At 63.5% G+C, this 15,302-nt stretch carries 12 protein-coding genes and 1 pseudogene; 7 read left to right on the forward strand and 6 right to left on the reverse strand.

What is annotated here, in order from left to right; genetic code table 11:
- The first annotated feature begins 20 nt into the window (after positions 1-20).
- Positions 21-1,544: an IS21 family transposase gene (gene istA / locus WS57_RS14680; protein WP_009689574.1), complete on the forward strand. Its 1,524-nt coding sequence runs from the start codon at positions 21-23 to the stop codon at positions 1,542-1,544.
- A 12-nt stretch (positions 1,545-1,556) separates the two neighbouring features.
- On the forward strand, positions 1,557-2,324 hold the full coding sequence (gene istB / locus WS57_RS14685) for an IS21-like element helper ATPase IstB (RefSeq protein ID WP_069244453.1): 768 nt from the start codon (positions 1,557-1,559) through the stop codon (positions 2,322-2,324).
- 70 nt (positions 2,325-2,394) lie between these two features.
- On the opposite strand, the gene WS57_RS38000 is transcribed toward istB, so the two are convergent.
- The gene (locus tag WS57_RS38000; protein WP_230945487.1) at positions 2,395-2,793 is read right to left on the reverse strand and encodes a hypothetical protein; all 399 of its coding nucleotides are present in this window, start codon (positions 2,791-2,793) and stop codon (positions 2,395-2,397) included.
- Positions 2,794-2,877: 84 nt separating this feature from the next.
- Complete coding sequence (locus WS57_RS38005) at positions 2,878-3,033, reverse strand: hypothetical protein (protein ID WP_009689572.1); 156 nt, start codon at positions 3,031-3,033, stop codon at positions 2,878-2,880.
- A gap of 224 nt (positions 3,034-3,257) precedes the next feature.
- Between WS57_RS38005 and WS57_RS35830 the strand changes: the two genes are divergently transcribed.
- The 5 genes from WS57_RS35830 (at position 3,258) to WS57_RS14700 (ending at position 10,632) form a co-directional block, all read left to right on the forward strand.
- Positions 3,258-3,737, forward strand: a complete 480-nt coding sequence (locus WS57_RS35830) for a DUF4148 domain-containing protein (RefSeq protein WP_230945488.1) — start codon at positions 3,258-3,260, stop codon at positions 3,735-3,737.
- Positions 3,738-3,870: 133 nt separating this feature from the next.
- Positions 3,871-4,266: a hypothetical protein gene (locus tag WS57_RS14690; protein WP_009689571.1), complete on the forward strand. Its 396-nt coding sequence runs from the start codon at positions 3,871-3,873 to the stop codon at positions 4,264-4,266.
- A gap of 426 nt (positions 4,267-4,692) precedes the next feature.
- The gene (locus WS57_RS37050) at positions 4,693-4,953 is read left to right on the forward strand and encodes a hypothetical protein (RefSeq protein ID WP_059601506.1); all 261 of its coding nucleotides are present in this window, start codon (positions 4,693-4,695) and stop codon (positions 4,951-4,953) included.
- A 70-nt stretch (positions 4,954-5,023) separates the two neighbouring features.
- On the forward strand, positions 5,024-5,704 hold the full coding sequence (locus WS57_RS14695; RefSeq protein ID WP_144397680.1) for an OmpA family protein: 681 nt from the start codon (positions 5,024-5,026) through the stop codon (positions 5,702-5,704).
- Positions 5,705-6,153: 449 nt separating this feature from the next.
- A complete protein-coding gene (locus tag WS57_RS14700) occupies positions 6,154-10,632 on the forward strand; it encodes an ESPR-type extended signal peptide-containing protein (protein ID WP_081337625.1) in 4,479 nt (1,492 codons plus the stop codon).
- Between the two features lie 98 nt (positions 10,633-10,730).
- Here the strand turns inward: WS57_RS14700 and WS57_RS37055 are convergent.
- The 4 genes and pseudogenes from WS57_RS37055 to WS57_RS14715 form a co-directional block, all read right to left on the reverse strand.
- Positions 10,731-11,097, reverse strand: a pseudogene (locus WS57_RS37055) (transposase); the annotation flags it as partial.
- A gap of 335 nt (positions 11,098-11,432) precedes the next feature.
- Positions 11,433-11,864 carry a type VI secretion system baseplate subunit TssE gene (gene tssE, locus WS57_RS14705; RefSeq protein WP_069244456.1) on the reverse strand — a complete coding sequence of 144 codons (432 nt, stop codon included), beginning with the start codon at positions 11,862-11,864 and terminating at the stop codon, positions 11,433-11,435.
- A 13-nt stretch (positions 11,865-11,877) separates the two neighbouring features.
- Entirely contained in the window at positions 11,878-14,598 is a 2,721-nt protein-coding gene (gene tssH, locus WS57_RS14710) for a type VI secretion system ATPase TssH (RefSeq protein ID WP_069244457.1), read from the reverse strand.
- Between the two features lie 135 nt (positions 14,599-14,733).
- Positions 14,734-15,219, reverse strand: coding sequence for an Hcp family type VI secretion system effector (locus tag WS57_RS14715; protein WP_009691978.1), 486 nt, complete (start codon positions 15,217-15,219; stop codon positions 14,734-14,736).
- Positions 15,220-15,302: the final 83 nt, after the last annotated feature.

Below are 15,302 nucleotides of genomic sequence, written 5' to 3' on the forward strand. Positions count from 1 at the left end.
CGGCTTTGGCCGGAGACAGCATGCCCGCGCACCGGATGAACATGCGCATGATCAAGGACGTTTTACGACTTAAATTCGACGGCGGCTTCTCGCACGATCGGATCGCCGCGTCGCTGGGCATTTCCAAGGGCGTGGTCACGAAGTACATCGGACTGGCCGGTGCCGCCGGGCTGGACTGGGCGAGCGCCTGCGACATGGACGAAGCCGAGCTCGAACGGCGGCTTCTCGGCAAGCCCACGGGGCCAACAGCCTACGCCCAGCCCGACTACGGGCGCATTCACCAGGAGCTGCGCCGCAAGGGCGTGACGCTGACGCTGCTCTGGGAGGAGTACCAGGCCGAATTCGCGGACCGACAGACCTACCGCTATACGCAGTTCTGCGAGCACTACAAGGCGTTCACGAAACGCCTGAAGCGTTCGATGCGCCAGATCCACCGCGCCGGCGAGAAGCTGTTTGTCGACTTCGCCGGTCCCACGTTGCCGCTGACGACCGGACGCCGCGCACACATCTTCGTCGCCGCCATGGGCGCGTCGAGCTACACGTTCGCATGCGCGACGCCGGCCGAAACGATGGAGGACTGGCTGGGCGGCATTGCACGCGCGCTGACCTTCTATGGCGGCGTACCGCAGCTGATCGTGCCGGATAACCCGCGCGCGATGATTGCCGATCCCGACCGTTACGAACCTCGCGCCGGCGACACCGTGCTGGACTTCGCGCGTCATTACGGCACGTCATTCCTGCCTGCACGCGTGTATCGCCCGCAGGACAAGCCGAAGGTAGAAGTCGCGGTCCAGGTGGTCGAGCGCTGGATCATGGCGCGCCTGCGTCATCACCGGTTTGCGTCGGTCCAGTCGGTTGATGACGCGATCCGTCCACTGCTGAAGAACCTGAATGAGCGGCCGTTCCAGAAGCTGCCGGGATGCCGCGCCAGCGCATTCGCCGAACTGGACGCGCCGGCCTTGCAACCGCTGCCAGCGCAGCCCTATGAGCTGGCGCGCTTCAAGACGGTGACGGTTCACATCGACTATCACGTCGAGATCAACAAACACCGCTACAGCGTGCCGCACGCGCTGGTCGGTCTCAAGCTCGATGCGCGCATCACGGCGGGCGCTGTCGAACTGTTGCATCGCGGCCGCCGCGTCGCCAGCCACGCCCGTAACGACCGCGCGGGCGGCTACACCACGGTCGTCGAGCACATGCCGGCGGCACACCGCGCCCATCTCGAATGGACGCCGCAGCGGCTGATTCACTGGGGCCAGCAGATCGGCGCGGCAACCGGCGCGCTCGTCACCCGGCTGCTGCAGGAGCAACGCCACCCGGAACACGGCTATCGGGCGTGCCTCGGATTGCTCTCGCTCTCCCGTCGCTATGGCCGCGAGCGTCTTGAAGCGGCGTGTGCGCTGGCGCTGGAACTGGGCGTGCACCGTTACCGCCACGTGCGCGACATCCTGATCAACAACCGCGACCGCGCCGCGGCGACAACGCCTGCCGACTGGATCAGCCCGAGCCGCGCGCATGTACGCGGCTCCAGCTACTACCAATAAAGAGAACCCGCGATGATGATGCAACAGACCCTGACCCAACTGCGCACCCTGAAGCTGGACGGCTTCGCCGCCGGCCTGGAAGAGCAATTGACGCAGCCCGGCGTAGCGAGCCTGAGCTTCGAGGAGCGCCTGTCGCTGCTGGTCGACCGGGAAGCGAGCTGGCGTGATGATCGCCGTCGCACCCGACTGCTCAAGCAGGCGCGCCTCAAGTATCCGCAGGCTGCCATCGAGGACCTCGACACCCGCTCCGGCCAAGGCGTGGACCCGCGCTCGCTCATGAGCCTGGCACTCGGCGACTGGGTCGAAGCCGGCTACAGCCTGCTCATCAGCGGCCCAACCGGCGCAGGGAAGTCATGGCTCGCTTGTGCCTTGGTGCAGTACGCCTGCCGGCGCGGGCACTCCGCGTTGTACCTGCGTGTGCCGCGACTCGGCGAGGAACTGCGCGTGCTGCACGGCAACGGCGGCTTCACCAAATGGCTGCTGCAGGTCGCCCGCGTTGATGTTCTCCTGCTGGACGATTGGGGAATGGCTCCCCTCGACGCGATGGTTCGAAACGATCTGCTCGAGATGATCGACGACCGCGCGGCGGGCAAAGCCACCATCGTGACCAGCCAGTTGCCAATCGAGCACTGGCATGGCTGGATCGGTGACGAGACCATCGCCGATGCGATGCTCGACCGCCTCATGCAGCGTCATCACCGGATCACGCTCACCGGCGAATCGCTCAGAAAGACATCCCCCAAACCCAACCTCCTGGAGCCCGAACTCGACCAGAACTGACAAGGAATCTACAATCGACACCGCGCAACGCCCAATCCCGCCGAATCGGTCACGTTCCCGAAATCGGCGGTCACGTTCGCCGAAATACGCAGCGTCGCCGCACATTGTGCATTTTGGTAAGCGGCAGAGTTCCGGAGCGGGGTGGTTTTTGAGTCCACTCCGCTACCGCATCGGCGCTCGACGATGCGCAGATTTCCGGCATCCATCGGTTGTGCGTATTCAACCGAAATAACCCCCCCATCCCATCCCAAAGTAGTTTCAACGCGGCCACAATAAGCAATCCATAAGAGATTCGATAAATTTGTCGCTGGTCCAGCATGGCGTGAAGCCGCCAGCCGGTTACAACGCCGGCGGGAATGGCGCCGACGCGAATCGCCATCAGCGCCCAGACGCCCGAGGTGAGTCTGGCCAGCTGCAGCCACGGCACTGCTTTGCTCGCGAGTGGCGGCCCGACCGAGTGCGCGACCATGGTCGTGATCCCGGGCGCGACGCCGGCCGTGATGGCTCTGGCAGTAGAGCATAGACGGGGCGCAGTCGCTGCTCCTCGAAGCACCTATAAGTCCGCAAAGATCAGAGTAATCACGGCCATCACTATCGCGATGGCGCGATGGTCGAGGAAACGAAAGGTCAGGTAACCGAAGCCGATGCCGGTCACCCACTCCGGCAAGAGCTGCACAAGGTCCGGCTTCGACCAGGTCGAAGCTTCCAATACCGGAGCGCAAACAGATCCGTAGCAACGAACAACGGAGCAAGCAAACCGCCGGCAGTGACCGGATCCATCACGAACGACAAGAGCGGAATCCCGATGATCGAAAAGCCGTCGCCGTAAGCGCCTTCCCATTCGAGTACTCCTTCTGAAGGCTGATCATAAAGACGCACCTGATCCCGGTTCTGCTCCTCGTTTCTTCGGCCGCTGCTACGGATTCTGCGTTCGTGAGCGACAACGATGTTGCGATCACGCGTGCCCAGGTACGAAAGGAACTGGCCCAGCCCGAACGGGCGGGCTACCGTCCCGGTCGCGCGAACGATCCTCATTACCCGGAGACCATCCAGGCCGCGCTCGCGCGGATTCACGTGGACGATAGGGTCGCGGGCGATGCGTCATTGTCCGACTATGGCAACGCTGCCGAAGCTGCAGTCTCGACAATGATCGCGGCATTGAGAGGCAGACTGGCGATGCGATACACGGCCGGTCTCTGTAGAGAGTCGATGAGTACACCTGTGGCGCGAGCGATTGTCGCTGTCAACGCTCCGACGGAGAACGTGGTGCCTGGCGGCCGATACGCCGATCGTGTCTGCACCCTGCATATCGCTCGTGTCAACTATTGTCAAATCTGCTTTTCTCGCTGCCTCCTGATTGTGAGCGATAGTTACAATCCACGAACCCCTCTGCCGGGTAGATATATTTTTTGATCGGCAGAAGAGACGAGCGTCGACCGTTTTCGCCGGCGCCGTCGATACATCGGCCGCTCAGTTGCGTGCCGGAAGGACTACTGGCGGGCACCTCGGTCCGCCTGTTGTCAGTGGTGCCGTAGCAGGATGAATCATGAAGGTAGTCCTTTGTGCGTTGCTCGCCAGTGCGGGTTTCAGCGCAGCACACGCAGGAGAAGCCCTGGCAAGAACGGGCTTCAAGATTGATCCCGCCGCACAATGCGTCGAAGACGTCAGGGCATTGTGGTCTTACGCTGCCGTCCGGAAGTCGGGAGTGGTCGCGTATTCTAAGTTCGTGCTTCGGGACGAGCGTACCTCTGCGCTTTCGGATGCACAGCGAGCGCGTTTGGCTCGCCTGGCCGTGTTGGCTTATTCGGATCCCAGATTCAAGCGTTTCGACGATCCGACGTACGTTGACGGGCTTCTCCGCGGCTGCTCCGACCCCGTCCGTCGCTTCGACCCCTTCAGAATGACCGACGCCATGGTGCATGTAAACACGGCCGCTCAATAGGGTTGGGTTCACGGCGTCGTTGCGCCCCTTTACTCGGGAGTCGCAGGATTTATTCGTTATCCGGACGATTCCGTTGCCGGTCTTGTCGCTGGCACGGCCTCGGCTTCGACTGTTTCATCTTCCCCTCCTTCTGCGCGGCTTCGACTCGTCCTCTATGCGATTCGAAGCCGCAGCCTTGACGCCCTTCTTTCGGTTCAGATCGATCGGCAAGGTCTTCTCGCAAATTCTAAGAACTTCGATTTCGCGATCCTTTCGGTCACGGTAACCTCTGCTGCGTACAGTCGGGCTTGCCGTCATCGTTTTGCGCTCGAATCACGCAGGACGGTGTTTGCCGATTATCTGCGTGCTCGGATCGGTGGCGCTCGCTGCAGAGGGGAGGCTGTAATTCAGATGAATCAACCCGTTACGTGGATATCCTAAATAACCATGAAATATTATGTGCTGCTTCTGGCTGCGGCTCTTGCGGCGTGCTCATATTCGTCGACACCGTTGACCAACACCTATTCAATCAAGTCGGAGGATGGCGTCCCGCGTTATCGCGTCACGTGTGGCGGCCTGTTTGGCGGCAAGGGCAGCTGCGAGCGCCAGGCCGTCAATATCTGTAAGGACGGCGGCCGCAAGCCAGACGGGAAATTCGACAACGGAGCGATGACGTTCCAATGTATCCCTGAAGCGAACTCCAAGTAACAAGCGACTGCGCATGTGCCGTGAGGATGTGCGGCCGGTATGTGTGTCGACGACATAACAGGTTTTCAAAGTGAAGAAACTCATCGCTGTAGTCATGGTCCTGTTGGCGGGATGTACGGTCTATTCCGGCCCGACAGTGAACTCTCGTCCGCTGGACCCCAAGCAAGACCAGCCCAAAGAGTTCCAGGTTGAATGTACCGGCCTCTTCGAGGAAACGAATTCCTGCCTTGAAAAAGCGCAGGAACTATGCGGTATTCAGCCGGGTGCGCTGCATGTTCATGTGCTCGAGCAGATTGGTCCGCGCGGGCGTACGCCGGATCGACTGGTGTTCCGCTGCGACGCCCCGGAAAAACCGATTGCGCCGCCTGCTCCTGCCCCTGCGCCTGCAGCGGTTGTGCCGGCACCCACGAGCGTGCTGCTGCGGGGCGATGCGCTCTTCGATTTCGACAAGGCGAACTTGAAACCGGCGGGCGTGCGGGCGCTCGACGAGGTTATCGATAACGCGAGGGGCAAGCGTTTCCGCCTGGTCGAGGTCGCCGGGTATACGGATTCCATTGGCTCCGATAGCTACAACAATGCGCTTTCGTTGCGCCGTGCGAAGTCCGTTGCCGACTATCTGCGCGCCCACGGACTGGACGCCGAGCGGATGGCAGTCGACGGCTTCGGCAAGTCGAACCCGGTTGCCTCCAACGCAACCGATGCCGGGCGAGCCCAGAATCGTCGCGTCGAGATCGTTCTCGAGCAGGAGTAAGCGGCTAGCTGGAATCAAGTAAGCCGGCCGGTGCAGATGCACCGGCCGGCTTTTATTTTTTGGCAATTGCCGAGGATCTTTTCAAACCCGAGCTGACGTCGGCAAACGGTTGCCCATTCCACGATCTTCGCGAACTGGATGTGACGGTTATGGCTCGCTCGTTGAGTCGACCCCCATTCAAAGCCGTACCAGGGGATGGATCGAAGTGCCGGCCATTTCGAATAAATGAGATATCAGCTCCAAGGGGCGGGCGGTATCTTTCGTCATTGAAAGTAACTTGTTGTGTCGCGTAACCAAAGCGGCCCATGAAAGGCGCTTTCGAGGCTGGGCGGTGTGCACGTCCCATCCCTTTCGAGGCAATTCGCCGGTGAGCTGCCGGCCCGGATGTGCGTCCTCTAACTCGGTTATTTATACAGTACTGCTAAGTTAAACATTGCAAGGAGTTGGGCTTGAACAAGATTTACAAAACCGTGTGGTGCGAGAAAACGCGATCATGGGTGGCAGCTTCAGAGTTTGCTTCCGGAAAGCGCGGTTCGGCATCGAGTGTGGCAGAGTCTGCGGGTGTGGTTGCCAAGGCCGTTCGTTTCTCGGCACTGGCTGCTGCGTCGCTGGCAGCAATGGGATTTGTCGGACCGTTTGCGAACCAGGCAATGGCAGCGGCAAACTCCGGGGTCTGTACGAACTACCAGAACGGCAGCGGTAATCTTTCCGCTTACTATGGTAATGGTTGTAGCTCGGGTGGCTGGGTGGGTGGCGAAACCCCGGGGAGCTACGCGGACTGGACCGGGATGACGGCGGACGACTCCCAGATCGTTATCGACGGCACTTCGGGCAACATTCTGTTCCGCACGGGTGGCCTGCTCGGGAACGTTCTGACGATGTCGAATATCGCGGCGTCGCCGGACGGCAGCAACCCCGGTGGTGTGCTGCTCAGTGGTCTGGCCGCGGGCGTCAATCCGACCGACGCAGTGAATATGTCGCAGCTGACGTCTCTGTCGACCTCGGTTTCCAACGACCTCGCGCTTGCGGGTGTGGGTCTCCTTTCTCAGGATCCGACGACCGGCAAGATCACGCTCGCCCCGACTTCGCCGGGCCTGGATTTCGACATCTCGGGCGGCCAGGGGCCGCGCGTCATCTCGGGGGTCGCGGATGGCGTGAACCCGAACGATGCAGTCAACGTCGAGCAGTTGACGTCCCTGTCGACGACCGTATCGACCGGTATCGCAACGAACACGAGCGGTGTGGCTTCGCTTTCGACGGCATTGGGTGGCGTGAGCACCACGACCGCCTCCTTGTCGACGGCAATTGCGGGAAATGCCGATGGCATCACGTCGCTTTCGACTGCGGTCGCGAGCGGTGCGGATGGCGTGGCCTCGCTGTCGACGGCGGTCGCGGGCAATACTGACGATCTGGCGTCGCTGTCGACGACGGTTGCCGGCAATACCGACGGCGTTGCGTCGCTGTCGACGGCTCTCGCCGGCACGGACGACGACGTGGCTTCGTTGTCCACGAGCCTCAGCACCGTCAATTCGAATCTCAGCGATAGCGTTACCAGCCTGCAGACGGCGATGCAGGATGCCGTCATGTACGACGACTCGACGCACGCGCAGGTCACGCTCGGTGGCGTGGGCGCTTCCCCCGTTCTGCTGACGAATTTGGCGAATGGGGCAATCAACGCAACGAGTACCGATGCGATCAATGGCTCGCAGCTCTATGCATACGAGCAAGAAGTGAGTCAGCAGTTCGATCTGCTGAACACGCAGGTCTCTTCGCTCAGCACGTCGGTGGCGACGCTCCAGGGCGGCGCAGGTAACGCCACGGGCCCCAACAGCACCGCGCAGGGGAACAACTCGACCGCGTCGGGGGACAACAGCACGGCCGACGGTGACAACTCGACGGCGTCCGGCAATAACAGCACGGCCGATGGTGCGAACTCGACCGCTTCGGGCGACAACAGCACGGCCGACGGCGCGAACTCGACCGCGTCGGGCAACAACAGCACGGCCGACGGTGCGAACTCGACCGCTTCGGGCGACAACAGCACGGCCGATGGCGCGAACTCGACCGCGTCCGGCAATAACAGCACGGCCGATGGTGCGAACTCGACCGCCTCGGGCGACAACAGCACGGCGACCGGTACGGACTCGTCGGCCACGGGCAACAACAGCACGGCGGACGGTGCGAACGCTGCGGCGTCGGGCGATAACAGCACGGCAAGCGGTACGGATTCGTCGGCCACGGGCAACAACAGCACGGCAGACGGTTCGAACGCGGCGGCGTCGGGCGACAACAGCACGGCAAGCGGTACGGATTCGTCGGCCACGGGCAACAACAGCACGGCGGACGGTTCGAACGCAGCCGCGTCGGGCGACAACAGCACGGCTACCGGCACGGATTCGTCGGCGTCGGGCAACAACAGCACGGCGGACGGCGCGAACGCCGCAGCATCGGGCGACAACAGCACGGCTACCGGCACGGACTCGTCGGCGTCTGGCAACAACAGCACGGCTGATGGCGCGAACGCAGCTGCGTCGGGTGACAACAGCACGGCTACCGGCACGGACTCGTCGGCGTCGGGCAACAACAGCACGGCCGATGGCGCGAACGCAGCTGCGTCGGGTGACAACAGCACGGCTACCGGCACGGATTCGTCGGCGTCGGGCAACAACAGCACGGCGGACGGTTCGAACGCGGCGGCATCGGGTGACAACAGCACGGCCACCGGCACGGACTCGTCGGCATCGGGCAACAACAGCACGGCTGATGGCGCGAACGCAGCTGCGTCGGGTGACAACAGCACGGCTACCGGCACGGACTCGTCGGCCACGGGCAACAACAGCACGGCTGATGGCGCGAACGCAGCGGCATCGGGCGACAACAGCACGGCTACCGGCACGGACTCGTCGGCATCGGGCAACAACAGCACGGCAGACGGTGCGAACGCCGCAGCATCGGGCGACAACAGCACGGCTACCGGCACGGATTCGTCGGCCACGGGCAACAACAGCACGGCAGACGGTTCGAACGCCGCGGCATCGGGTGACAACAGCACGGCCACCGGCACGGACTCGTCGGCGTCTGGCAACAACAGCACGGCTGATGGCGCGAACGCAGCGGCATCGGGCGACAACAGCACGGCTACCGGCACGGACTCGTCGGCGTCTGGCAACAACAGCACGGCTGATGGCGCGAACGCAGCGGCGTCGGGTGACAACAGCACGGCTACCGGCACGGACTCATCGGCGTCTGGCAACAACAGCACGGCTGATGGCGCAAACGCCGCAGCATCGGGCGACAACAGCACGGCGACCGGTACGAACTCGTCGGCCACGGGCAACAACAGCACGGCGGACGGTGCGAACGCAGCCGCGTCGGGCGACAACAGCACGGCAAGCGGTGCCAACTCGTCGGCGTCGGGCAACAACAGCACGGCGGACGGTGCGAACGCTGCAGCCTCGGGCGACAACAGCACGGCAAGCGGTGCCAACTCGTCGGCGTCGGGCAGCAACAGCACGGCTGATGGCGCGAACGCAGCAGCATCGGGCGACAACAGCACGGCCACCGGTACGAACTCGTCGGCGTCGGGCAACAACAGCACGGCGGACGGTGCGAACGCTGCAGCCTCGGGCGACAACAGCACGGCAAGCGGTGCCAACTCGTCGGCGTCGGGCAGCAACAGCACGGCAGACGGCGCAAACGCAGCGGCGTCGGGCGACAACAGCACGGCCACCGGTACGAACTCGTCGGCGTCGGGCAACAACAGCACGGCGGACGGTGCGAACGCTGCAGCCTCGGGCGACAACAGCACGGCAAGCGGTGCCAACTCGTCGGCGTCGGGCAACAACAGCACGGCAGACGGTGCGAACGCCGCGGCGTCGGGCGACAACAGCACGGCAAGCGGTGCCAACTCGTCGGCGTCGGGCAGCAATAGCACGGCAAACGGTGCGAACGCAGCAGCGTCGGGCGACAACAGTACGGCAAGCGGTGCCAACTCGTCGGCCACGGGCAGCAACAGCACGTCGACCGGTGCCAATTCGGCCGCAACCGGCAATGGCAGCACGGCCACCGGCGAAAACGCAGCGGCGACGGGCGATAACAGCACCGCGACCGGCGCGAACTCCGTTGCGTCTGGCGAAGGCAGCACGGCAACTGGCGAGGGCGCTGCAGCGACCGGCAGCAATAGTACCGCCGGCGGTATCAACGCAGCGGCGTCTGGTCAGAACAGCACCTCGACCGGCGCATACTCGACTGCGTCGGGCAGCGACAGCACGGCCTACGGGACGAACGCAGCCGCAACTGGCGATAACAGCACGTCGCTGGGCGCGAACTCGATCGCCTCCGGAGCCGGTAGCACGGCCACGGGTGCCGGCGCGGCCGCCACGGGCGAAAACAGCGTCGCCACCGGCAGCAATTCGATTGCTTCCGGGCCTGGTGCCGCTGCCTACGGCTCGGGTGCAAGCGCAACCGGTGCAGGCAGTGTCGCGATCGGGCAGGGTGCGAAGGCGCCGGGTAACAACTCGGTTGCCCTTGGCGCAGGTTCGGTCGCCAGCGAGCCGAACACGGTGTCGGTCGGTTCGCCGGGCGCGGAGCGCACGATCTCGAACGTCGCACCGGGCGTCCACGGCACTGATGCTGTCAACGTCAACCAGTTGAACAGTGCAATGTCGGGCATGCAGGACTCGATCAGCTCGTTCGCCCGCAAGGCGTATTCCGGCGTTGCCGGAGCCGCCGCGCTGACGATGATTCCGGAAGTGGACGCTGGCAAGACGCTCTCGATCGGCGTCGGAACCGCAAACTTCCAGGGCTATCAGGCGACTGCTATCGGTGGTACCGCCCGCATCACCCAAAACCTGAAGGTGAAGGCTGGGGTGAGCTACAGCAACGCTGGCGGCACTGTCTGGGGTGCGGGTATGTCGTACCAGTGGTAATCAACTAGGACGGATCGTGGCCGGCGCTATGGCGCCGGTCCGAGCCGGACCCGTTCTGCAAGCGAGCCGCAGCGTTATGCTGCGGCTCTTTTTTTGGTTCATCGCGGATGATGGGGGAAGGCGGCGCGAATATCGAGGAAGGGTATTCGTTGTCGCAGTACCTATAAGGCCGACGCTTGATGACCGTGATTGTCGTTGATTCCTTCAACGACGCCGATATTGAACGAATGGCAGCAGCAAGTCATGATTCCGTGCCAGTAACCCTGCAAGCGCTCGGCGAACTTTTTGCAGGAGCGCGATCCTGCTTTGCTGAGCCTGCTCAAACCACTGTTCCCACGCCTTTTGCGCTCAGCCCGGCTTTCGATAGAACCCGAGCCGCGTGAGCTTGTCGCGTAACACGTAGACGCATCATGGCGACTGATCGGCTGCCAGCGGTTTCTCCAGATGCACGGCCTGATCTGGCTTCGGCTTCGATACGCTCGGCCGCGCCTCCGGGAAGCCGTTCGAAGACGGTCCGGTCCGTCTCGCGCGAGCGTCCCGGTCCAATCCGGATTACCGTTCAAGCGCGATTCTAAGCGAAATCAGGGTCTTCTTTTGCGTGCGAATATCGCGGCCATACAGTCCACGCATGGGGACATGCACCAGGCTTCGCGTATGAGGCAAGAAAGGGGGAACGGTCGTTGCCCGAAACGAGCGCGCGGCCGGCCAGATGGAGGGCGGGACGCTTCGATATATCGATGAAGGTCGGATGTTCTGTCGGGGCGAGACGCCATGCCGGCAGTGCGCGCCTCGACTGCTTGCTACAGGCTCGATTTTTCCTGTTGTCTGCGTTCCACCCGCATGCGCCCGGGCGGCTCGAAGTACGTCCCGAATCGGACGAGCCCGGCTTTCTTCAGGTGACAAGTCATCTCGAAACTTACCAGCACGCCGGGGTCGTCGTTCTCGAGGATCTCGACGTCGATCGCGCGAATACGCGACTCGTACTTGAGCAGCGTCGCCTCCATCTGGCTTTTGAGCAGATGGGCAGACGCCGGCAATGCCTTGTAGATGTTGGTCAGATCGGGCAGGCCGTAGTCGGGCAGGTGTTTCAGCGCGCCGGCACGCGTGTTCAGGATACGGCGCACGTTGTGCTGTACGCTCAGGCACTCCAGCGTCCGGTCGTCGTAGGCATCGAGCGGCTCGCCGCCAATGTGCCCGAGCAACATGTCATAGAGAGACGGTCCAGTCGGCACGAGATTGCTCCTGTCAGACGGTGGCAGGCGCGGCGACCGGGTTGGAGTCGGCTGTCTCGGCGCGGTCGGCGAAATCGATTGTCAAGCTGCCGTTCACGGAGCGCGAGAGCGTGATTGCCGCGGGCCTGGCGCCGACGGCCATGCGCGCCAGCAACTCGCGTGCGATCGTCGGCAGGATGCGCTGGTTGACAAACGCATCGACATTGCGCGCGCCCGACTCGCGCGCGAGACACAGTTCGGCCATCGCGTGGATGAGCGACGCGTCGCACGTCAGTTCGACATCGTGCTGGCGGCGCAGGCGATCCGCGACCTTCGCGAGCTTGAGACGCACGATGGAAGCGAGTGCCGTTGTGTCGAGCGGCCGGTAGACGAGCGTCTGAAAGCGCGCGAGCAGGGCCGGCTGGAAGTGCGCCACGAGCTGCGGGTGAATGACGTCCAGCAGGGCGGCCTGCGTCATGTCGGGATGGTTCGCGGTTGCCTCGTCAATCTGCGCGCTTCCGAGGTTCGACGTCATCAGGATGACGCAGTTGCGGAAGTCGATCTCCCTGCCTTCACCATCGCGCATCGTTCCGCGATCGAACACCTGGTAGAACATGTCGAGCACATCGCGGTGTGCCTTCTCCACTTCATCGAGCAGCACCACGCTGTACGGCCGCTGCCGAACCGCTTCGGTCAGGACGCCCCCGCGACCGTACCCGACGTATCCGGGAGGCGAGCCCTTCAACTGCGACACCGTGTGTGATTCCTGGTACTCCGACATGTTGATCGTCGTGAGCGCGGTTTCTCCACCAAACAGCAGGTCGGCCAGCGCAAGCGCGGTCTCGGTTTTTCCCACGCCGGACGGTCCGGCAAGCAGGAACACGCCGAGCGGCGCGTGCTCGTTCTTGAGCCCCGCTTTCGCGGTGCGCAGGCTCTGCGCGAGTGCGGCGAGTGCATCGTCCTGGGCGACCACCCGCCGGGCGAGCTGCGCCTCGAGTGTCAGCAGGTTGTGCAGTTCGTCCTCGACCAGATTGCCGACGGGCACGCCGGTCCATTCGGCGACCACGCGGGCGACCGCTTGCGCGTCGACGTCCGCGTGGATCAGCGGCGCCTTGCCCTGCGCATTGGCAAGCGCTTGCCGCGCGGCGGAGAACGTTGCGGCGTCCCGCGCGCTCGGCTCGGCCTCGCGTTGCTCATGCAGCTTCCTGACGAGCGTGAGCTCGAGCTCGTAGCGCGCCTGCAGTTCGTCCAGTTCTTCCCGGGCGGCCGTCAGTACCGTATCGAGCGCGGTGCGGCTTGCCGGCGCATCGTCGATGCCGGCGCGAACGTCGTCTTCCAGCGTGGCGAGCTCCAGTTGCAGCGCTGCGACCGTGGCGCGTGCGCGCTGCAGGTCGGACGGCGGAGATTCGAGGCCGATGCGTACGCGCGCGGCAGCGGTATCGATCAGGTCGATCGCCTTGTCCGGCAATTGACGCGCAGGGATATAACGACGCGAGAGCTTGACCGCGGCCACCAGCGCTTCGTCGCGGATGTGTACGGCGTGGTACTTCGCATAGCGGTCTCTAAGCCCGCGCAGCATCAGGCAGGCGGTCTCGTCGTCCGGCTCGTCGACCTTGATCGTCTGGAATCGTCGCTCGAGCGCGGCATCGCGCTCGAAGAATTCCTTGTATTCCGACCAGGTGGTGGCTGCGATCGTGCGCAGCTCGCCGCGCGCGAGTGCGGGCTTGAGCAGATTGGCCGCGTCGGCGCCGCCTGCCGCATTGCCCGCGCCGATCAATGTGTGGGCTTCGTCGATGAACAGCAGGATTGGCACGGGCGACGCCTGCACCTCGTCGATCACGTTTTTCAAACGCTGCTCGAATTCGCCTTTCACACCGGCGCCCGCCTGCAGCAGACCGAGATCGAGCGTGAGGATGCGCACATCCCGGATCACGGCGGGCACGCTCCCCTCCGCGACGCGCAGCGCGAGGCCTTCGACCAGCGCGGTCTTGCCGACGCCCGGCTCACCAACCAGGATCGGATTGTTCTTGCGTCGGCGTGCAAGCACGTCCACCATCTGCTGGATCTCGCGATCGCGGCCGAATACCGGATCGATCCGGCCATTGCGGGCCTTGTCGGTCAGATCAATCGCAAATCGGGCAAGCGCGTCCTCTTCGGCCTTTCGCGGCGCTGTCCGCGTCTCGGGTGCTTCCGACGCAGCAGCGACGGGCGTATCGCTTCGTTCGGCGGCGCCCGATTCCCGCAACTGAGCGTCGGGTTTCGGCAGCGCGCTTTCACAGGAACGATGGGCGAGCCGGGGCAGCAGTCGCTCGATCTGTGCGCTGCTGATCGACAGCAGCAGCCACGCATTCTGCGCGCGCAGCACGTGCGGGGCATCGACGATGGCCTGCAGCAGGTCGCCCGATCGAATGGCGACGTCTTCGGTGTTCGTGTCGTTGCTGGAGAGCGCGCGAAGCCAGGCGTTCTGCAATACGGTCGACAGTTGAACGGACAGCGCGGGCTTGCCCCGTAAACTGCGCGGCAAGCGATCGATCGCAGCAAGCAGCGCATCCCAGAGCGCATCGACGTCGATCCCGTAGTGCCGCATGATCACCGGAATATCGCCGTCGCCGGCCTCGATCAGCTTCAGTAGCCAGTGCTCGACCGTGATCTCGTCCGAGAGCCGCCCCATGCAAAGGCTGGCAGCTGCCTCGAGCGTCTTGGCGCAGTGCGGATTGAGCCGGCGGAGCAGGTGAGTGGTGTCGCGCAAGGTCATGACGGAGCGGTCGGAAAGGACGCGGGCGACGGCATCTTTCGCGCCCGCCTCTGGGTGGAAAAAGGATTCGCCCGGGATTGGGCGGGTGAGAGAGCCGGCAGCCGTAGCGTACCGGCTTCGCCGCACGGGCGGATATCAGGAACGCTCGTTCCAGGTATCCTTGTGGATGATGTTGCCGTCCTTGTACGACCAAGTGATCGTCTCGTAGCGCAGTTCGACGTTTTCGAGATGGTTGTGCTTCTCGAAGTCCGGGTTCTTGATGTCGTACATCACGGGATTGACCGCAACGATCTTGACATTGTCGAGCTTCGTATTGAAGTACTCCTTCTCTTTGCCCGCGTCGTCGATCTTGTACCACTTGATCTCGACCGACTTCAGCGTCTGGCCGCTCGTCACCGCCTTGTACAGATACGGCGTCGACGCGTCCGTTTCTTTCGTCAGCGTGATCGGCTTGTGCACGCGCGTGCCCGTCAGCTTGCCCGTGTTGCCATCGGTAGGGATATGCACGCCGTGATTGAACGCGACGAGTTCGACGCTGCCTTCACGGCCTTGAACGGTCACCGATCCCTTGATGTCGGCGCCGCCGTCGTCCTTGAGCCACATATAGGCCGGAATTGCCATTGCTTCACTCCTTCTTCTTGCTGCGACATGCGCCCGGAGCCAGCCCCGGGCTTCAGAAACCCAAAGCAACGCGCTTCGGGGGC

It is taken from the genome of Burkholderia pseudomultivorans (assembly GCF_001718415.1).
Lineage (GTDB): Bacteria > Pseudomonadota > Gammaproteobacteria > Burkholderiales > Burkholderiaceae > Burkholderia > Burkholderia pseudomultivorans_A.

Bases quoted from the DNA above. Each gene is read 5' to 3' on its own strand.
- istA (WP_009689574.1), top strand. From the start codon at position 21: ATGCCCGCGCACCGGATGAACATGCGCATGATCAAGGACGTTTTACGA.
- istB (WP_069244453.1), top strand. From the start codon at position 1,557: ATGATGATGCAACAGACCCTGACCCAACTGCGCACCCTGAAGCTGGAC.
- WS57_RS38000 (WP_230945487.1), bottom strand. From the start codon at position 2,793: ATGGTCGCGCACTCGGTCGGGCCGCCACTCGCGAGCAAAGCAGTGCCG.
- WS57_RS14690 (WP_009689571.1), top strand. From the start codon at position 3,871: ATGAAGGTAGTCCTTTGTGCGTTGCTCGCCAGTGCGGGTTTCAGCGCA.
- WS57_RS37050 (WP_059601506.1), top strand. From the start codon at position 4,693: ATGAAATATTATGTGCTGCTTCTGGCTGCGGCTCTTGCGGCGTGCTCA.
- tssH (WP_069244457.1), bottom strand. From the start codon at position 14,598: ATGACCTTGCGCGACACCACTCACCTGCTCCGCCGGCTCAATCCGCAC.
- WS57_RS14715 (WP_009691978.1), bottom strand. From the start codon at position 15,219: ATGGCAATTCCGGCCTATATGTGGCTCAAGGACGACGGCGGCGCCGAC.